General features: G+C 62.5%; 15 protein-coding genes and 1 pseudogene. 7 read left to right on the top strand and 9 right to left on the bottom strand.

Features of this window, described 5'->3' with window-relative positions; all coding sequences use genetic code 11:
- Nucleotides 1-12: 12 nt before the first annotated feature.
- Together AC1D06_RS05215 and AC1D06_RS05210 are read right to left on the bottom strand one after the other, a co-directional pair.
- Nucleotides 13-843 (bottom strand): alpha/beta fold hydrolase, encoded by an 831-nt coding sequence (locus tag AC1D06_RS05215; RefSeq protein WP_477985426.1) that lies wholly within the window; start codon nt 841-843, stop codon nt 13-15.
- A gap of 242 nt (nt 844-1,085) precedes the next feature.
- The gene (locus AC1D06_RS05210; protein ID WP_477985425.1) at nt 1,086-1,538 is read right to left on the bottom strand and encodes a DoxX family protein; all 453 of its coding nucleotides are present in this window, start codon (nt 1,536-1,538) and stop codon (nt 1,086-1,088) included.
- Between the two features lie 166 nt (nt 1,539-1,704).
- On the opposite strand from AC1D06_RS05210, the gene ggt reads away from it, so the two are divergent.
- Both ggt and AC1D06_RS05200 read left to right on the top strand, forming a co-directional pair.
- Nucleotides 1,705-3,291, top strand: a complete 1,587-nt coding sequence (ggt, locus tag AC1D06_RS05205; RefSeq protein WP_477985424.1) for a gamma-glutamyltransferase — start codon at nt 1,705-1,707, stop codon at nt 3,289-3,291.
- 222 nt (nt 3,292-3,513) lie between these two features.
- A pseudogene (locus AC1D06_RS05200) lies at nt 3,514-4,480 on the top strand (PAS domain-containing protein); the annotation flags it as partial.
- Nucleotides 4,481-4,515: 35 nt separating this feature from the next.
- On the opposite strand, the gene AC1D06_RS05195 reads toward AC1D06_RS05200, so the two are convergent.
- The 5 genes from AC1D06_RS05195 to tehA all read right to left on the bottom strand — a co-directional run bounded on the left by AC1D06_RS05195 (nt 4,516) and on the right by tehA (nt 10,320).
- Nucleotides 4,516-6,480, bottom strand: coding sequence for a MacB family efflux pump subunit (locus AC1D06_RS05195; protein WP_477985423.1), 1,965 nt, complete (start codon nt 6,478-6,480; stop codon nt 4,516-4,518).
- 2 nt (nt 6,481-6,482) lie between these two features.
- A complete protein-coding gene (locus tag AC1D06_RS05190; RefSeq protein ID WP_477877692.1) occupies nt 6,483-7,703 on the bottom strand; it encodes an efflux RND transporter periplasmic adaptor subunit in 1,221 nt (406 codons plus the stop codon).
- A gap of 217 nt (nt 7,704-7,920) precedes the next feature.
- Nucleotides 7,921-8,379: a hypothetical protein gene (locus tag AC1D06_RS05185; RefSeq protein WP_477877691.1), complete on the bottom strand. Its 459-nt coding sequence runs from the start codon at nt 8,377-8,379 to the stop codon at nt 7,921-7,923.
- 150 nt (nt 8,380-8,529) lie between these two features.
- The gene (locus tag AC1D06_RS05180; protein WP_477985422.1) at nt 8,530-9,270 is read right to left on the bottom strand and encodes an SDR family oxidoreductase; all 741 of its coding nucleotides are present in this window, start codon (nt 9,268-9,270) and stop codon (nt 8,530-8,532) included.
- 60 nt (nt 9,271-9,330) lie between these two features.
- A complete protein-coding gene (gene tehA / locus AC1D06_RS05175) occupies nt 9,331-10,320 on the bottom strand; it encodes a dicarboxylate transporter/tellurite-resistance protein TehA (RefSeq protein ID WP_477985421.1) in 990 nt (329 codons plus the stop codon).
- Between the two features lie 325 nt (nt 10,321-10,645).
- Here tehA and AC1D06_RS05170 point away from each other — a divergent pair, with 325 nt between their 5' ends.
- From AC1D06_RS05170 to AC1D06_RS05150, 5 genes are all read left to right on the top strand, one after another.
- On the top strand, nt 10,646-11,497 hold the full coding sequence (locus AC1D06_RS05170) for a sugar phosphate isomerase/epimerase family protein (protein ID WP_477985420.1): 852 nt from the start codon (nt 10,646-10,648) through the stop codon (nt 11,495-11,497).
- Nucleotides 11,494-13,008, top strand: a complete 1,515-nt coding sequence (locus AC1D06_RS05165) for a sugar ABC transporter ATP-binding protein (protein WP_477985419.1) — start codon at nt 11,494-11,496, stop codon at nt 13,006-13,008. The genes AC1D06_RS05170 and AC1D06_RS05165 overlap by 4 nt, the downstream gene beginning before the upstream one ends.
- Nucleotides 13,005-13,988, top strand: coding sequence for an ABC transporter permease (locus AC1D06_RS05160; protein WP_477985418.1), 984 nt, complete (start codon nt 13,005-13,007; stop codon nt 13,986-13,988). The genes AC1D06_RS05165 and AC1D06_RS05160 overlap by 4 nt, the downstream gene beginning before the upstream one ends.
- Nucleotides 13,985-14,977 carry an ABC transporter permease gene (locus AC1D06_RS05155; RefSeq protein ID WP_477985417.1) on the top strand — a complete coding sequence of 331 codons (993 nt, stop codon included), beginning with the start codon at nt 13,985-13,987 and terminating at the stop codon, nt 14,975-14,977. Before AC1D06_RS05160 ends, AC1D06_RS05155 begins: the two co-directional genes overlap by 4 nt.
- Nucleotides 14,978-15,047: 70 nt before the next feature.
- Nucleotides 15,048-16,175: a substrate-binding domain-containing protein gene (locus AC1D06_RS05150; protein ID WP_477985416.1), complete on the top strand. Its 1,128-nt coding sequence runs from the start codon at nt 15,048-15,050 to the stop codon at nt 16,173-16,175.
- Between the two features lie 298 nt (nt 16,176-16,473).
- Here the strand turns inward: AC1D06_RS05150 and AC1D06_RS05145 are convergent, their stop codons facing one another.
- Together AC1D06_RS05145 and AC1D06_RS05140 are read right to left on the bottom strand one after the other, a co-directional pair.
- On the bottom strand, nt 16,474-16,983 hold the full coding sequence (locus AC1D06_RS05145; RefSeq protein WP_477985415.1) for a MarR family transcriptional regulator: 510 nt from the start codon (nt 16,981-16,983) through the stop codon (nt 16,474-16,476).
- Nucleotides 16,980-18,335 carry a substrate-binding domain-containing protein gene (locus AC1D06_RS05140; RefSeq protein WP_477985414.1) on the bottom strand — a complete coding sequence of 452 codons (1,356 nt, stop codon included), beginning with the start codon at nt 18,333-18,335 and terminating at the stop codon, nt 16,980-16,982. The genes AC1D06_RS05145 and AC1D06_RS05140 overlap by 4 nt, the downstream gene beginning before the upstream one ends.
- Nucleotides 18,336-18,387: the final 52 nt, after the last annotated feature.

Here is an 18,387-nt window from a genome sequence, read left to right as displayed (position 1 = left end):
CCAAGGCAACGATCAGGACTGGAAGAAGGCCAGGAGATCGGGGTTGATGATCTCCGGATGTGTGGTGCACATGCCATGCGGCAAGCCCGGATAGGTCTTGAGCGTGCCGTTCTTCACCAGCTTGATGCCAAGCAGGGCGGAATCGGCGATCGGCACGATCTGGTCGTCTTCGCCGTGCATGATCAGCACCGGCACGTCGATCGTCTGCAGGTCCTCGGTGAAGTCGGTTTCCGAAAAGGCCTTGATGCAATCATAATGCGCCTTGGTGCCGCCCATCATGCCCTGCCGCCACCAATTGCGGATCGCACCTTCGGAAATCTTCGCACCCGGACGGTTGAAGCCGTAGAACGGACCCGAGGCGACGTCGAGGAAGAACTGGGCGCGATTGGCCACCTGCGCAGCGCGAAAGCCATCGAACACTTCGATCGGCAGGCCGCCCGGATTCTTGTCGGATTTGACCATGATCGGCGGCACGGCGCCGATCAGCACAGCCTTGGAGACGCGGCCGGGCTTGGCGCGGGCGACATAGTGCGCGACCTCGCCGCCGCCGGTCGAGTGGCCGACATGGATGGCGCCCTTGAGATCGAGCGCGTCGGTCAGCACTGCGACGTCTGCGGCATAGGTGTCCATTTCGTTGCCGGTGTCTGTCTGGGTCGAGCGGCCATGGCCGCGGCGGTCATGGGCGATAACGCGGAAACCCTTTTCGAGGAAGAACATCATCTGCGCATCCCAGTCATCGGCCGAGAGCGGCCAGCCGTGATGGAAGACGATCGCCTGAGCGTCCTTCGAGCCCCAATCTTTGTAGAAAATCTCTGTGCCGTCGGCGGTGGTAACGAAACCCATGGTCGTTCTCCTTCTGGGCTTGAGTTGAGGCAGCGGGCGGTGCTGCCGGTAGAACGGGTCAAATGGTCAAGCGCGGTCCTTGCCTGTCATGCGGAAGCCGGAAGATTGGAAACCTGATTTGCGCTTTTTTGCCAAAATAGCGCCTTGCGTGAATTTAGCGATTGTTTTTGCACGCCTTGACTGCAGGAAAATGACGTATTGCAGCCCGGCTAAATTTCTGTCTGGCGCCTGCTTTGGTTATGTCAGGTCCAGTCGCGCTCACCCCTTCGCCACTTGTGCAGGCTATACCAGGAAATCAGCAGGAAGCCGCCCGCGAGGCCCAGATGCTCGAAGAAAGTATTGGTCGCCAGATCACGTTCCAGACCCGGCGGCATGCTCCAGAAGCGGAAGGCGATCAGCGTCGCAACCACGGTGAAGGTTGCCAGCACCATCGCGCCGATCCAACGCCAGAAGCCGGTGATGATCATCAAAGAGGCCCCGAGCTGGATGAGGATAATGAACGCGGCGACCGGCCGGGCCGGGGTGAGGCCATAACGCTCCACCTCGGCGACGGCGCCGCCGAAATCGTAAAATCGTATCGCAGCGCCCTGCAAATAGGCCGCGCAGAGCAGGATGAGCCCCAGCCAACGCACCGGATGGCTCATGAGCACCGGCTGGCAGGTCACGGCCAGATTGTGTTCTATTCTCGCAAGCATGTTTTCCCCTTCCGCAGTGTGATGAGCAAGGGAAGCTTACAACGGCTTTTCGGCGTCGTACAATGCCATCGGCCGATGCCGTTTGTCGGTTTATGTTGCAAAACTTCGGACCTGCCGGATAGTATCCTTTCGTCTATGCCGTCCCCTCGCAATCGATAGATTTCCCATGCGCGATTTTCAGTTTCCCGGCCGTTCCCCCGTCCGCGCCACCGGTGCGATGGCGGCAACCTCCCACCCGCTTGCAACGCTGGCGGCAATCGACATGCTGCGTTCCGGCGGCAACGCTATGGATGCGGCGGTGACTGCCGCGGCCGTGCAATGCGTCGTCGAGCCGCAATCGACCGGCATCGGCGGCGATTGCTTTGTGCTTTATGCGCCGAAGGGCGAAGGCAATGTGGTTGCGTTCAACGGTTCGGGCCGGTCGCCGGCAGCAGCGACGCTCGACTGGTACCGCGAGCGAGGTTTTGAGGCCATCCCCGAATCCGGGCCGCATGCGGTGACCATTCCCGGCGCTATCGACGCCTGGTGCCGGCTGCTCAATGACCATGGTCGCAAGGGCATCGATGCGGCGCTGGCGCCCGCCATCCGCTATGCCGAGCAGGGCTATGTCGTGCATGACCGCGTCGCTTTCGACTGGGCCGAGAAAGTGGATCTGCTCGCCGGCGACGAGGCGGCGGCGCGCATCTATCTCAAGGACGGGGCAGCGTTCCGGTCGGGCGACAGGCATGTGCAGCCTGAACTGGCGGCAACGTTGAAAACCATCGCGGCTAAGGGCCGTTCAGGTTTTTATGAAGGCGCTGTTGCCGAGGATCTGGTCTCGCGGCTCAAAGCGCTGGGCGGGCTGCACACGCTTGAGGATTTCGCCGCGGCACGCGGCGATTATGTGCAGCCGATCAGCACACATTATCGCGGCCATGACATCTATCAGATGCCGCCCAACAATCAGGGCTTGACGGCGCTGATCATGCTCAATATCCTGTCTGGCTTCGATCTCGGCTCGCTCGATCCGGATGGCGCTGCGCGGCTGCACCTGGAACTCGAAGCCGGCCGGCTCGCCTATCGTGACCGCGACACCTATTTCGGCGATCAGGACAAGGTGCATGTGCCGGTCGCCGATCTGCTGTCGATGAATTATGCAGCGCGGCTGCGGTCGGCGATCAGCCCCGATCGCGCCATGACCGACCTGCCCGCGGTTCCCCTCAGGCCAAGCGATACCGTCTACATTTCGGTGGTCGATGCCGACCGCAACGCGGTGTCTTTCATCAACTCAATCTATATGTCCTTCGGCAGTGGTGTGGTCGGGCCGAAGAGCGGCGTGGTCCTGCAGAACCGCGGCAACAGTTTCCGGCTGATCGAGGGCCATCCGAACGCGATCGCACCCGGCAAGCGGCCGATGCACACGATCATGCCCGGCATGGCGGTGAAGGACGGGCGGGTGATGATGCCGTTCGGCGTGATGGGCGGCGGTTACCAGCCCTTCGGCCATGTGCATCTGGTCACCAATCTCGTCGATTTCGCCATGGACCCGCAACAGGCCATCGATGCGCCGCGCGTCTATTACCAGAACGGCATGGTCGAGGCGGAGCGCGGCGTGGCGGCATCGGTAGTCGAAGGCCTGCAAAGGCGGGGTCATTCGGTCACGACCACGCCCGAGCCGCTGGGCGGCGGCCAGACCGTGCTGATCGACTGGGAGAAGGGCACGCTGACCGGCGCCTCGGACCCGCGCAAGGATGGCTGCGCGATCGGCTACTGAGAGTCGGTCAATATAAGTAAGTGCTTATGTTGATTGCGTATTTTCCAGATGATTTGCCGGCTTTCCACCGGTCATCAAGTCGCGGTTAAGGATTTTTTCCTAAGGTTTCCGCGCGGCGAGGCGGTTCGCCGAGGGTTGCAATCGGGCAGCCCGATGACAGCGAGATGACCCGTGACCTCGGATGCTTTTCAGAATGACATTTTCGAGCTGGCCCCCGTTCCCATGTGGATCGAGGATCTCAGCGGGGTCAAGGCGCTGTTCGACAGCTGGCGGAGCGAGGGTGTCGAGGACATAATAGCCTTCCTGGAAGAGGACATGGAACGAGTCGTGGCCTGTTCCCGGCAGATCAGGGTCATCGACGTCAATGCCAAGACGCTGGAACTGTACGAGGCCGACAGCCGCGAGCATCTTGTCGCCAATCTCGCAAAAGTCTTTCGCGATGACATGCTGGAAAACCTCATCCTGGAACTGGCGCAGCTTTGGGACGGCAGATCGGAATTTTCCAGCGATGCGGTCAATTATAGCCTTTCCGGCCGCAGGCTCGATATCCAGCTGAAAGCCACCGCGCTGCCAGGTTATGAGAAGACGCTCGGCCGATTTCTGCTGACGACGGAAGACGTCACGGTCCGCGAGGAATCCCTGTGCAAGGAAAATGCAAACCGTCGCTACGCCGAGGGACTATTCGAACATTCGCCGGTGTCGCTCTGGGTCGAGGATTTCAGCGAGGTCAAGATCCTGATGGATGATGTCCGCCTTCGCGGCATCACCGACTTCCGCGCCTTCACCGACGTGCATCCGGAATTCGTCCGCAAATGCATGAGCGAGATCCGGGTCATCGACGTCAATCGGGCGACGCTCGACCTGTTCTGCGCGCCGGACCGCAGGACGCTGCTGAGGCAGATATCCGAAGTCTTCCGCGACGACATGGAGCAGCATTTCCGCGAGCAGTTGATCGACCTGTGGAACGGCAATCTCCTGCACCATCGCGAGGTGGTGAATTATGCGCTCGACGGTTCAGAACGCTACGTGCTGCTGCAACTCTCTGTCCTCCCCGGCTCCGAGCATGATTGGTCGCTGGTGCTGGTGGCGCTGACCGACATCACCGCGCGTAAGCGGGCGGAGGCCCATCTCGAATATCTCGGCAAGCATGATGTGGCCGACGCGGCTGCATAGCCGCGTCTTCTCGTCGCTTTCACCTGCGTATCATAGCCCTTGCGGGGAGACCTAGGCTCTCGCCAGCGCCACGACCGGGTCCAGCCTCGACGCATTGCGCGCCGGCAGGTAGCCGAAGACGATGCCGATCATGGTCGAGACGCAGAAGGCCCAGACGATCGATGCCGACGAATAGACAAAGGAGAGCTTGTCGGTTGCCAGGCTGAAGCCGGCGCCGACGCCGAGTGCCGCCAGCACGCCCATGCCGCCGCCGATGAAGCAGACGAGCACGGCTTCGGTCAGGAACTGTTGCAGGATATCGCTGCGCCGCGCGCCGACCGCCATGCGCACGCCGATCTCCTGCACGCGTTCGGACACCGAGACCAGCATGATGTTCATCACGCCGATGCCGCCGACGATCAGCGAGATCACGGCGATTGCCGCCACCAGTAGCGTCAGCGTTTCCGTTGTGCTGGTGATCGTCTTGCGGATGTCGTCGGTGTTGAGGATGAAGAAATCCTTGGTCTTGTGGCGCGCCTGGAGAAAATCCGTCGTCGCCTCTTCGGCCAGCGTCGTATCGGTATTGTCGTCGACCTTGAGCAGGATCGAGCGCAGCGACGGGCTGCCGAGGAAGCGGGCCTGCACGGTCGTATAGGGCAGGTAGACGTTGAGATTGCCGCTGGCGCCGAAGCCGGTGGATTGCGCCGCGGTGACGCCGATGATCTGGCTCGGCACATTGCCGATCAGGATCACTTTTCCGATCGGGCTCTCGGTCCTGTCAGGAAACAGGGTGGTGCGGGTGTTGTCGTCGATGACGACTTCCTGTGACATGTCGTCGATACCGGATTTGTCGAAGAAACGGCCCTCGGCCAGCTGGGCGTTGCGAACGGCGAAGAAATCGGCACCGACGCCGTTGACCAGCGCATTGGCCTCCGTCGAGCCGAGTCTCAGCGTGCGCTGGCCGGTGACGGTGGGCGTCACGCCGGCGGCAAACGGCTGTTCGGCGAGCGCTTCGGCATCGGCCAGAACCAGCGTCTCGACCTTGCCGGAGCGGACGTCGCCGAAATCCTTGCCCGGGAAAATTTCGAGCGTGTTGGAACCGAGCTGGGAAATGTTGGCGAGCACCTGCTGCTGCGAGCCGGTGCCGAGTGCGACAACGGCAACGACGGAGGCGATGCCGATAATAATGCCGAGCATGGTCAGCACCGTGCGCAGCCGATGGGTGTTCATGGCGATCAGCGCCATGCGCACTGCCTCGCCGAAACGGCCGATGGCGGCGCTGATACGGCGCTTCTTGCGGCCGGATTCCTTTTCGGACAGAGCGTCGTCGGCTGCCGCTTCCGTCTGTTCCGGCACCGGATAGTCGGCGGTGATCCGGCCATCGGCGATCTCGACGATCCGCCGGGCGCGGCGGGCGACGCTCATGTCATGGGTGACGATGACGATGGTGTGTCCATCGGCATTGAGTTCAGCGAGGATTTTCAGCATTTCCTCGCCTGTATGGCTGTCGAGCGCGCCGGTGGGCTCGTCGGCGAGGATGACATCGGCGCCGTTGATCAGCGCCCGGGCGATCGAGACGCGCTGCTGCTGGCCGCCGGAGAGCTCTCCCGGCCGATGGGTGAGGCGCTCAGCCATGCCGAGCCGACCGAGCAGGGCGGCGGCCCGGTCGCGGCGCGTGTCGGTGCCGAGCCCGGAATAGATGGCGGGAAGCTCGACATTGCTGAGCGCCGTCAGTTCCGGCAGCAGGTGATAGCGCTGGAAGATGAAGCCGAAATGCTCGCGCCGGAGTGCTGCCAGTTCGTCCGGATCGAGCGACGAGGTCGAGCGGCCATCGATGCGGTAATCGCCGCGCGTCGGCCGGTCGAGGCAGCCGAGAATGTTCATCAGCGTCGACTTGCCGGAACCGGAGGGACCGATGATCGCCACCATTTCCCCGGCCTCGATATCGAGATGGACATCATGGAGCACAGTGAGCGCTGCCTCGCCCGTGCCGTAAGTGCGCTCGACGCCATCGAGGCGGATGACCGGTTCGCTCATGCTCAGAGCCCCATCGGTCCGGGTCGGCGGCGCATGAAATTGGTGCCGACGAAGTTGCCGGAACTGCGGCTGGAGACGACACGCTCGCCTGCATCGAGGCCCGATTTGATCTCGGCGCGCACCTTGTCGTCGAGGCCGACTTCGACGGCGCGGCGCTCGACTTTGCCATCGTTGCCGATCACCTCAACGAAGGTCTTGCCGCTCTTCGGGCTGGTGCGGATGGCGGTGGAAGGGATGATGACTGCGTTTTTCGCCTGGCCGAGCACGATATGGACTTCCGCGGTCATATAAGTCTTGAGGAAATTGTCGGGGTTCGGCACGTCGAAACGGCCATAGTAGTAAACGGCTGCCGAAGTCGAATCCGATGAGCTTGACGCGGCGGTGGTGGTCGTCGCGATCTCGGTATCAGAACGCAAGTCATCCGGGGCGGGATCGACGCTTTCAAGCTTGCCCTCGAACTGTTTCGAAGGGTCGCCGAGCACGGTGAAATAGACGGGTTGGCCTGGCTTGACCTTGGTCACATCGGCTTCGGAGATCTCTGCCCGCACGGTCATCTGGTCGATCCGGCCGAGCACGACAATGGTCGGCGTCGACTGAACCGCATTGAGCGTCTGGCCCTGTTGGGCTTGGATCAGCAGCACGGTGCCGTCCATCGGTGCAGTCACCTTCGTATATTGCAGATTGATGTTTGCCGTCTGCACGCCGATCTGGGCTTCGACGATCTCGGCATTGAGGGCAGAAATCTGTGCTTCCGTGGTGAGCACGGTGGTTTGGGCGGATTGCACGGCATCCTGCGATGTCGCATGGGTGTCGAACGCCGTCTGGGCGCGTTTCAACGCTTCCTTCGCATAGACGAGGCTCGCCTGCTTTTCCTGCAATTGCGCCTGGACATTGGCGAGCGCTGCATTGGCGGTCTTGAGCGCATTCTGCTGCGGTAAGCTGTCGATCTGGGCAATCAGGTCGCCGGCCTTGACCGTCTGGCCGAGCTTGACGTTGAGCGCGGTGATGCGGCCCGAAACCTGCGCGCCAACCGCGACCATCTTGGCGGGCCGCAGCGCGCCGGTTGCCAGCACTGCCAGTTCGATATCGCCGCGCTCGGCCTCGGCGGTGATCACGCCCGCGAGCGGATCAGCGGCATGGCGGTGGCGGTACCACAGAAATCCGCCTCCGCCGAGAGCCAACACGATGAGAAGGAGGACCAGATATTTGAAAAATCTTTTCATTCGGTGGGCCAGCGGAGGCTATGCGAGGACATGCTTGATCAATAGCATCTGCTTGTTTCGCGGTCATTGCGCGAATGTAAAGAAGTATTGCACTGCAAAAATGCCGCAGGCCTGCCTGCTGAAGCGCTTCGCATGACCATGGATTTGGGTGATACGCCCTGGAACGGCGGGTTACCTATGATCGCCAGAACTGCTCCCGTTATCGCATGGCATCTGCTCAGTAGACGATACGATTTCCCTCTTTGGGAAAGGTGCCGCGCCAGCCGCATGGGAAGTGTCCGCTCATGTACCAGTAAGCCTGGCTAGCATAGAACCCAGGCGGATAGACATCAGCAAATTCACCCTCTATGCACAGGTGGAGGATATCCCAATTCACGGTGTCCACGAACACTTTTGGCAGATTATTTTCAGCCACCACGCGACGCGTTTTTTCACGGACAAGCGCCTCAACAACTGGCTTTACCGCAACAGCGATGTCGTTCCATCTCCGGTATTCATCCAGAGATCGTTCGAGTAATCTGGCCCGATATTGATTAACCGCTTCCAGGCATAAGTTCTCCCATTCCAGCGAGCCGCAATGTTTGATTGCTTCCTCCCAGGAATTGAGAACTTCCGCCGTCTCCTTATCTTGAACCCCAACATTGCGGAACCACTCCACCTGTCGGAGTTCTTCCAATGCGGCCTCAGTCCTCGCATGCATTCAATCACCAGCAGCTATTGGGGTCTTTCAAATCTCTTCACCGGCCTGACGATCCGGCTTTTTGTTTTTGCGCACGTCGCTTGAAGCCACGCACCCCTTTCGGGCGACATGCGGTGGCTAGCGGTCTTACCCCCGACCGATATAGGGCATGCTCGAAGCCATCACCGTCATAAACTGCACATTGGTATTGAGCGGCAGGGCTGCCATGTAAGAGACAGCATCGGCGACATGCGCCGCATCCATCAGCGGCTCGGCCTTGATCGAACCGTCCGGCTGGCGTGCGCCCTGGCCCAGCGATGCGGCCATGTCGGTGGCGGCATTGCCGATGTCGATCTGACCGCAGACGATGTTGAACGGCCGGCCGTCGAGCGAGATAGAGCGGGTGATGCCGGTCACGGCATGTTTGGAGGCGGTATAAGCGATCGAGTTCGGGCGCGGCACATGCGCCGAGATCGAGCCGTTGTTGATGATCCGGCCGCCCTGCGGATCCTGTTTCCGCATGATGGCGAAGGCGCCGCGGGCGATCAGGAAGACGCCGTTGAGATTGGTGCCGATGACGCGCATCCAGTCGTCGACGGCGAGTTCGTCGAGCAGAACGCCCGGTGCGGTGATGCCGGCATTGTTGAAGACGACGTCGAGGCGGCCGAAGCGTTCGTTGATCTCGGCAAACAGCCGGTCGACCGAGGCGGGGTCGCTGACATCGCAGGGAATGACCGTGGTGTTGCCCGCTTGCGCTTTCGCGGCGGTCGCCTCGAGATTGTCGCGGCCACGTCCGACGAGAATGACGTGATAGCCATCCGAAACAAGCTTCAGCGATACGACCTTGCCGAGGCCGCTGCCGGCGCCGGTCACCAATGCGATTTTCATTTTCTTCTCCCGAGATTCGAACCGCGCGACCTTAGCGTTTTTGGGGCAGGTTGGAAGGCCTCAATTCTGTTGCGGCTGCGGCAGGCCGGGCGACCACCATTTGAGCGGCACGCGGCCGGTCGCCAATTGATAGATCGTGCAAGCGGTGATCAAAGCAACAACGACATTGGCGAAGACGAAGAGGATCGGCGCAAGCAGGGCAACGGGACCGCTGTCGCCGCGTTCGACGAGTCTGAGCGTAGCGGTGGAGAGCGCAGTGATGCCGAAGGTGAAGGCCCAGAAGCCCAGCGAAAAGCCGCCTTCGAGGATCCACGGCAGCAGTCTCAGCATGATCAGCACCTGCAGCACGCCGTAGCCGACCAGCATATGGGCAATAATGTCCGGCGGACCGGAATAGGCGCTGAGATAGGCCACCGCGCCGACCGCCGGCGGGGCGAGTTGGATGCCCAGCGTCGGGCGGAGCGGCGGCGGCAGAGTGACGGCGTAGAGCCGCTGCACCAGCACGGATTCCACCGCCAGCCAGCTCAGCACGCCGGCGCCGAAGAAAAGCTCGCCCCAGTTTGCCATTCCGAGCGCTGAGACGACGATCGCCGCGACGAAACTGCCGGCAACCGAGGGAAGGTAAAGCACCGCTGTGGTAGAGGCAGGTTCTCGTCCTCCCTGCCACAGGCCGCCTGTTCGCCACACCGCAAACAGCAGCGTGAAGATCGCGCCGACCCCGAACAGGATTTTCGCACCAATATGGGAATAGGGCAGGACGGCGCCGGCCGAGAGCATGGTCGAGACGCCGGCGAGGCCGATGAAACAGCAGAAAACCGGATGGGCGACTTCCTCGAACGCATCCTGTTTGGCGACGATCCATTTCGCCACGAACAGGGAAAGCAGGATGAGCCATACCAGCACGCCGACGAGGATGATTGTCTCGCCGATCGCCGGGGGCAGGGGCCAGACCTTCGTCGCCGCGCGCCACGATCCGCCCAGCCCGACAATGCCGAGCACCATGCCGAAGAAGCTCGCGGGAACAAGTGGTAGTTTGATACCGGCAGCCATCCCATCCCCCCGAAATTCACCTGCAGATCGGATCATTTCCTAGCGTCACCCGATGACCGGTCAAGCGAATTTTCGCGATGCGAGATAGCGTGCGGCGAGGTGAGCAGAGACTTAACCGCGCGTCCAATTATTTGGCAGGCGTCCGGGTGCTCAAGTTAAAAGCCTGAAAAACGATGGTAAATATTCTTCGATCGGTCGGGCGACGGAAGGAGGGCCGTCTGGCGCATCGCCTGGCTGTCTCAAATGCCGGATTGCGGCAGAGGTTTCATTGTTGCGGAGTGTCTGCGGATCAAAAATACTCCTAGCAAATAAAAAGGGAGAGGAAATGCAGGTCGGCATCAATTTGCTGTGCCTCACGGGGTTCGTCGAGAAGGCCCATCTGGCCGACATCCGGCGGCTCAAGGAGCTCGGCTATGACGGGGTGGAGATACCGGTGTTGCGCGGCGATCCGCAGCATTATGCGTGGCTCGCTAACGAGCTCGACGGCATCGGCCTGCGCCGTACGACGACCTCGGTGATCCCGTCGCCGGATGCCAATCCCGTCTCGTCCGATGCCGCTGTCCGCAAGGCAGGCATTGCGCATCTTGATTGGGCGCTGGACTGTGCCATTGCGCTCGGTGCCGAAAGCGTTGGCGGTCCGTTTCATGCGCCGATCGGGTATTTCACAGGGGTTGGGCCGACCGAGGATGAGCTCAATTATGGGGCGGATGCGCATCGCCGCATGGCCGAGCGTGCCGATGCGAACGGTCTCTTTATCAGCCTCGAACAGCTCAACCGGTTTGAGACCTATTTCCTCAACACGATGGAACAGGCGCGCTCTTATGTAAGTCGTGTCGAACATAAAGCCTTCCGCATCATGTATGACACGTTCCACGCCAATATCGAGGAACGCAGCCAGCGGGCGGCGATCGAGTCGATCAGCGGCCATATCGGCATGGTGCATGTGTCGGAGAACGATCGCGGCATTCCGGGGCGCGGCCATATCGATTTCGGCGAGATTTTCTCGACGCTTCGGCGCATCGGCTATGACGGGTGGATCACCATCGAGGCTTTTGGTTCGGGGCTGCCGGAGCTTGCCGCGGCGACGCGCGTCTGGCGGCCGCTGTTTCCGGATTTCGACACGCTATACTCGGAATCGATCCGCTTCGTCCGCACCGGCTGGGAGAAGGCGGCATGACCGACGGCACTCCGGTCATCGAAATGGCGCATATTTCCAAGGCGTTTCCGGGTGTCAGGGCGCTGGATGACGTGGGTTTCACCGTCCATGCCGGCGAGGTGCATGCGCTGGTCGGCGAGAACGGTGCGGGCAAATCGACGCTGATCAAGATTCTCTCGGGCGTCTATCGGCCAGACCAGGGCGACATCGTGCTCAATGGCCAAAAGGTGGCCTTCCGGCATCCGGTCGAGGCGCTGAGAGCCGGCATTTCGGTGATCTACCAGGAATTCTCGCTGCTACCCGAACGCACGGTGGCGCAGAATGTCTTTCTCGGCCGTGAGATCCGCAAGGGCCTGGTGCTCGACAATGCCGCCATGCGCGTCGAGACCCGGCGGGTGCTCGACCTGTTCGGCGCCGGCGCCCGGGTGTCGCCCGATGCGCTGGTTGCCGATCTCGATGTCGCGACACAGCAGATGGTCGAGATCGCCAAGGCGATCTCGCTCGATGCCCGCGTCGTCGTCATGGACGAGCCGACAGCAGCGCTCAACGAGTCGGAATGCGAGGTGCTGTTCCAGACCATCGACAAGCTCAGGCAGCATGGCACGGCGATTATCTACATTACCCATCGCATGCGCGAGGTAACGCGGCTTGCCGACCGGGTGACGGTGCTGAAGGATGGCGAGGTCGCCGCCCGCTTCGATACGCCACCGCGGCCCGAGGCCATCGTGCGCGCCATGGTTGGCCGCGATATCGCCGATTTCTACGCGCCGCCGGCGACGCGAGAGGAAGTGGGCGCGGTGGTGCTGTCGGTGCGCAATGGCGGCAATGCCAGCCTGCGCAACATCAATCTCGACCTGCGCGCCGGCGAGATCGTCGGTTTTGCCGGCATCCAGGGTGCCGGGCGTGCGGCGCTCGCCATGGCGCTGTTTGGCCAGTCGCCGTTTACCTCTGGGCGCGTAACTCTGAACGGCAGCGAGGTCGCTTTCGCCTCGCCGCGTGATGCCATCCGCGCCGGCCTTGACCTGCTGCCCGGCGATCGTAAAGCCGAGGCGCTAGTGCTGATGCAGTCGGTGCGCGACAATGGCATGCTGACATCGCGCGCGTTTGGCAATCTGGCCGCGACGCATAAGGCCAACACCCATGTCACGCTCGATGGCATGGACGGGCTGCTCGACCAGATGGAGGTGCGTGCGGCCTCCTATGAGCAGGACATCAAATTCCTCTCCGGCGGCAACCAGCAGAAGGTGATCCTCGCCCGCTGGCTGGCGCTCAAGCCCAAGGTGCTGATCTTCATCGAGCCGACTCGCGGCATCGACGTCAAGGCCAAGGCCGGCATCTATCACCTGATGCGCGACCTGGCGCGGCAGGGCACGGCGATCATGATGGTGTCGTCCGATCTGCCCGAAGTTATCGGCGCGGCCGACCGGGTGCTGGTGATGCGCGCCGGCACGATCGTCGCCGAGTTCCCGCATGGGCCGGCCGAGCATGAGATCATGCTGGCGGCGACAGGCGAAAGCGAGGTGGCGGGATGACCGACATCAGCCTTTCCCCCGCCAGACCCGGCCTGCGCTTCGAGCGCTGGGCGCCGGCTTTGCTGCTGGTCATCGCGCTCGTCATCTATGTCGTGATCGCGGTGGCGACGGACCAGACGCAATATCTTACCCTCAACAACCTGATCTCGATCGGCGACCGCTCGATCACGCTCGGCATCACGGCGGTGGGCCAGACATTCGTCATCCTGCTCGGCTCGATCGATCTGTCGGTCGCCAGCCTGATCTCGGCGGCGGCCGTGCTGACATCGGTGGTGATGAACGGCGATCCGGCGATGACCATTCCGGCGATCCTCGCCGTGCTGGCGGTCGGTGCCGTGGTCGGCGTGGTCAATGGCGTCATCGTCGTGCGCTTCGAGGTCAATCCGCTGATCGCCACGCTCGGCACCAGCCTGATCATCCAGGGCATCCTGTCGGCCTTCGTGTCGAATTTCACCGGCTCGGTGCCGGAGGAATTCCAGGCCTTCGCCTATGGCGGCCTTGGCGGCGTGCCCTATGGGCTGATCTTCCTCGCGGTCCTCGTCGTGCTGGCCTGGTTCGTGCTCCGCTTCACGCCCTTCGGCTCCAACATCTATTCGGTCGGCGGCAATCCGGATGCGGCGCGGCTGGCCGGCATCAAGACGAGCCGTATTTTCCTGGCGGCACACCTTATCTGTTCGCTGTCGTCGGCCGTGGCCGGGCTCTATCTCGCGAGCCGCTTACGCTCCGGCGCGCCCTGGGTCGGCGCCGATGGCGTCTATGACCTGCAATCGATCGCGGTCGTGGTCATCGGCGGTACGATCCTGGCCGGTGGGCGCGGCGGCATCTGGGGGACGATTGCCGGCGTGCTGATCTTCTCGCTGATCGACTCGATCTTCAACCTCGCGGGCGTCGATGCCTTCGCCAAGCAGGTGCTGCGCGGCATCATCATCATCGCCGCCGTTGCCTTCTATGCCGTGCGTTCGAAGAGGCTGGTGGCATGACCGACCAGGCCTTCGCCCATACCGAAAAGCCCCGGCGCAAATTCAGCCTGCCGCAGGTCAATCCGATCTATTTCGTGCTTGCCGCGCTGATCGTTGCGATCATCGTCTACAATCCAAGCTTCGTGCAGCCCGGCGGCTACATGAACTTCATCAAGCGTGGCGCACCGATCGCGATTCTTGCTCTCGGGCAGCTCTATGTACTGGTTTCGGGCGGTTTCGACCTGTCGCAGGGCTCGCTGATGACGCTGGTCGTGGTCGGCTCGTCCATGCTGCTCGGCACGGATGTCGAGACGACGGTCTGGGTGATTGCGGTGATGTTCGCCGTCGGGGCGCTGGTCGGGCTGATCAACGGGCTTGTCGTCTGTTACCTCAAGGTGCCGTCGCTGATCGCCACTTTGGGCATGATGATCACGCTCAATGGCGTCGCCTTCATGTGGTCGGGCGGCTCGCCGCGTGGCTATCTGGCCGACAGTTTCCGCTGGTTCGGGCGCTACAATTTCACCGGCCTGCCGGTCATCCGCATCCTGCCGGTGGCGATCATCGTGCTGATCGTCGTCTGCTTCGTGCTCTACTGGCTGATGCATCGCACCAATCTCGGCCGGATGATCCATGCGATCGGCGACAATCCGCGCGCAGCACAGCTGGCCGGCGTGCCGGTCAATCGCGTCCGCATCCTCGCCTTCGTCATCTCGTCGCTCACGGCAGTCATCACCGGCATTCTGCTCGGCGGCTTTGCCGGGGTATCGACGGATGTCGGCAAGGGCTGGGAATTGCAGGCGATCACGGCGGCGGTGCTCGGCGGGGCGCAACTACTCGGCGGCCGCGGCTCGGTGTCGGCAACGATTGCCGGTGCGCTGACGCTGACGGCGATCTTCACGCTGCTCAATTTTGTCGGCCTGCCGCAGCCGGTGCGGCAGGTGGTGCAGGGGGTGATCCTGATCGCCGCCGTGGCGCTCGCCATGAACAGGCGCAAGCATACCGGCCGCTAGGCCGCACGAATTCCGCATGGCGGGAGGTTTGCCATGCGGATGGAGTCATCGCAACCAAAGGGAGGAACTGATGAAGCAACTACTCTTTCTCGCACTCACGATGGGGCTGACATTGGTCACCAATGCCTTCGCCCAGGCACCTAATTTCGACGATCCGAAGGAATTCGCCCGCCAGCGCGAACTCCTGAAGGTCAAGCCCATGGGGCCGGAAGGCAAGCCCTGGGAACAATATCTGGTCGACGGCATGAAGGACACGTCGAAGTTCAAGAAGGATGGGCCCTATACCATCTGCTTCTCGAATGCCGGCGTGAATAATCCCTGGCGCGTGGTCGGCTATACCGACATGCAGCAGGAAGTGAAGCTGCATTCGGATATCAAGGAACTGATCCATGTCGACGCGCAAGGCTCGGATGAGAAGCAGATCGCTGACATCAACGACCTCTTGAACGGCGGCAAGTGCAGCCTGCTGATCGTTGCGCCGAACACCACGGCAGCCCTGACGCCGGCCGTCGAGAAGGCCTGCGCCAAGCTGCCGGTCATCGTCTTCGACCGCGGCGTGACCACGACCTGCCCGATCACCTTCGTGCATCCGATCGGCGGCTATGCCTTCGGCATCCTCGGGGCCGACTACATCGTCAGCAAGGTGCCAAAGGGCAGCAATGTACTGATGCTGCGCATCCTGCCCGGCGTCGACGTGCTGGAAAACCGCTATGCTGCCGGCAAGCGGATTCTGACGGAAGCGGGTATGAAGATTGTCGGCGCCGAATTCACCGATGGCGACAATGCCAAGACCAAGTCGATCGTCGAGGATTATCTGCAGCGCGGCAAGATCGACGCGGTGTGGATGGATGCCGGCGCCACCTCGGTTGCGGCGATCGAAGCCTTCCAGGACAGCGGCAACGACGTGCCGGTCTTCGTCGGCGAGGACCAGCAGGATTATCTGCAGAAGTGGAAGGAACTGAAGCTCAACGCCATCGCACCGACCTATCCGACCTATCAGTGGCGCACGGCGATCATCGCCGCCCTGCACGTGCTGAAGGGCGAACCGGTGCCCGGCCCGGAATGGATCCTGCCCCAGCCGGCCATCACCCAGGATACGCTCGACAAATATGTCAACACCTCGATGCCGCCGCTGCATTATGCATTCTGCGGCTGCGAGAACATGCCGAACTATCCGGCGGCGTGGATGCATAAGTAAGATTGACTGGCGGACTGCGAGGGGCGCCGTGAGGCGCCCTTTTCGCGCCCACTGGTTCGAGAAGAGATGGCGCCGCACGGCGCCAACTTCATTTGGGGCAAGGGGCCGCCGCGGGTTTTCCTCGCCCCTTGCGGGAGAGGATACGAAGACCGGGTGAGCGTAAGCGAACCCTTGGACGAAGTTGGTGAGGGGTGAAAACTCCGTCACATTACCCCTCACCAAGCGCGGCCAAGGGTTCACTGCGTTCACCCGGCCTTGCTATCCTCTCCCGCAAGGGGAGAGGTAGGGTGCCACAAGCTCACCTCGCCAAATGCTGTTCCAGCGTCTGCCGAACTCGCTCAAAATCCACGGCAATCCGCTGCCGCTCGGTCAGGCTCGTATGCGGACGCCAGGCGAGCCGCAACCGGGCACGCTCGGCGCCGGCAGCATCCGAGATTGCGGCATCGAGGTGTATCTCGCGCTGCGGCTTGCCGAAGGCGATGATCGCTGTGTCGCCCACCACAAGCTCGGTAAAGGCATCGCTGCGCTCATGCAGCCAGGCGAGCAATGTCTCAGCCGGGCCGGCAAGCGGGGCGATGCCGAAGGCGGCGAAGCCGAGTGTTATGGCCGCCGGGCCAGCGGTGATCGCGCCGTCGAGGCGGCGGCGAATGAGCTGGGCGTCCGACAGGCGCCGGATGATGTCGAAGGCGGTGCTGCGCGACACATCCGCCTTTTCGGCCAGATCCATGACGCCGGTGCTGTCGTCCCGGCTGAGTTCGGCCAGAATGCGCGCCAGCGAGGCGACGCCCTGGGTTTCCTCGACGCTCATTGCCAGGACCTCGTTGCCGAACGGTTATAGCTGTTGCCGGGATAGTGGACGCGGAAGGCGCGCGGATTGTAGCCCTCGCCGAGGCCTGAATGGAAGACGAGATCATCCGGCAGGTCCCAGCGTACGCGATCCTCGACCCAGGCATCGGGCTTCAGCGAGCGCGTCGCCGCACCCTTGGTGATCGCCACATAGAGCGGCACGTCGACGCGTTTCGGCACCCATTGGCCCTGCAGCGAGGCATGCAGGATCTCCATGGCGCGAAAACCCATCGACGCCGGATAGTCGACGGCGGCGAGCTGCACCTGGTGGCGGATGGCGAGCTTGTAGGCGAAGTTGAGGTCGCCGCCGGTATGCGGCGGAAATTCGCCGCGCGGCGTGGCGAAATCGTTGAACGCCTGCAGGGAACCGACACCTTGCAGGCCGCTGTCGCACCAGACGCCCGAGATCGGTGTGGCGCGGGAGAGATGATCGCGGACAATGTCGCGCGCCCGTTCGCGGTCCCAGCCGGTCCATTCGACCGGCAGCAGCTGGATTTCGGGGAAATTGGCGAAGGCCGACAGTGCCGCGGCGAGCCGCTTGCGCGCCGGCTCGGCCTCGGAATGGCCCGGCAGCATCAGCACCGGACCTTGACCAGCCAGGCGTTCGCCGAGCCAGATGGCTGAGAGACGGCCGATGCCGGCATCGTCGGCACAGACGAAGCTCAGATAGGGCACATTTTCCGTCACGCCGCGATCGACAAGCACAACGGCGATGCCGGCCGCCATGGCGCGGCCAACGGCGGGCGCCACGACATCCGGCACGGCGGCGCTGACCAACAGGCCGTCGACGCCCTCGGCGATGAAGGCGTCGATGTCGGCAGCCTGCTGCAGACCATCCTCGTTGGCGTGGCGCACGGTGAAGCGATCGACAGCGCGGCCGAGCCGGGCGGCGGCGAACTCGGCGCTATGCACCAGGGCATAGCGCCACGGATTGGAGAGTGAGGCGTTGGAAAAGCCGATACGGTAGCGGCCGTCGCGATGGCGCACAGGCGGCGCCGACAGCGCGACCGGCCCCGTCTCCGGTTTTTCGCGCAGCCGTTCGGACTCGGTCAGCCGATGGCCGCCGCCGGCGGGCGGGCAGGGGTGGGCGCCAAACCGGGTGGCGAAGGCCGCTGCGGCCGGGCCGACGCAAAGGCTGCCGCGGACGCGGTGGACGAGGCCGGCTTCTTCGAGGATGCGGGCAATCCGATAGGAACTGGCGCGCGCAATGCCGCATTCGGCGGCGAGATCAGTAAGTTTTGCCTCACCATTATGCTGCGCCAGCGCCAGCAGCAGCGTGATCGCATCATCGATACCATTGCGGTATTGGCCCATGCCGCCTCCCAACGTTTGGACCCTTTCATTAGAGGATGCTTGGGCTCTGCAA

Source organism: Rhizobium sp. P2_G2, from assembly GCF_056403555.1.
The sequence above is the reverse complement of the archived record's forward strand: the minus strand, read 5'-3'. Positions and strand labels throughout refer to the sequence as shown.

Bases quoted from the DNA above. Each gene is read 5' to 3' on its own strand.
- AC1D06_RS05215 (WP_477985426.1), bottom strand. From the start codon at position 843: ATGGGTTTCGTTACCACCGCCGACGGCACAGAGATTTTCTACAAAGAT.
- AC1D06_RS05210 (WP_477985425.1), bottom strand. From the start codon at position 1,538: ATGCTTGCGAGAATAGAACACAATCTGGCCGTGACCTGCCAGCCGGTG.
- ggt (WP_477985424.1), top strand. From the start codon at position 1,705: ATGCGCGATTTTCAGTTTCCCGGCCGTTCCCCCGTCCGCGCCACCGGT.
- AC1D06_RS05195 (WP_477985423.1), bottom strand. From the start codon at position 6,480: ATGAGCGAACCGGTCATCCGCCTCGATGGCGTCGAGCGCACTTACGGC.
- AC1D06_RS05190 (WP_477877692.1), bottom strand. From the start codon at position 7,703: ATGAAAAGATTTTTCAAATATCTGGTCCTCCTTCTCATCGTGTTGGCT.
- AC1D06_RS05180 (WP_477985422.1), bottom strand. From the start codon at position 9,270: ATGAAAATCGCATTGGTGACCGGCGCCGGCAGCGGCCTCGGCAAGGTC.
- tehA (WP_477985421.1), bottom strand. From the start codon at position 10,320: ATGGCTGCCGGTATCAAACTACCACTTGTTCCCGCGAGCTTCTTCGGC.
- AC1D06_RS05170 (WP_477985420.1), top strand. From the start codon at position 10,646: ATGCAGGTCGGCATCAATTTGCTGTGCCTCACGGGGTTCGTCGAGAAG.
- AC1D06_RS05165 (WP_477985419.1), top strand. From the start codon at position 11,494: ATGACCGACGGCACTCCGGTCATCGAAATGGCGCATATTTCCAAGGCG.
- AC1D06_RS05160 (WP_477985418.1), top strand. From the start codon at position 13,005: ATGACCGACATCAGCCTTTCCCCCGCCAGACCCGGCCTGCGCTTCGAG.
- AC1D06_RS05155 (WP_477985417.1), top strand. From the start codon at position 13,985: ATGACCGACCAGGCCTTCGCCCATACCGAAAAGCCCCGGCGCAAATTC.
- AC1D06_RS05150 (WP_477985416.1), top strand. From the start codon at position 15,048: ATGAAGCAACTACTCTTTCTCGCACTCACGATGGGGCTGACATTGGTC.
- AC1D06_RS05145 (WP_477985415.1), bottom strand. From the start codon at position 16,983: ATGAGCGTCGAGGAAACCCAGGGCGTCGCCTCGCTGGCGCGCATTCTG.
- AC1D06_RS05140 (WP_477985414.1), bottom strand. From the start codon at position 18,335: ATGGGCCAATACCGCAATGGTATCGATGATGCGATCACGCTGCTGCTG.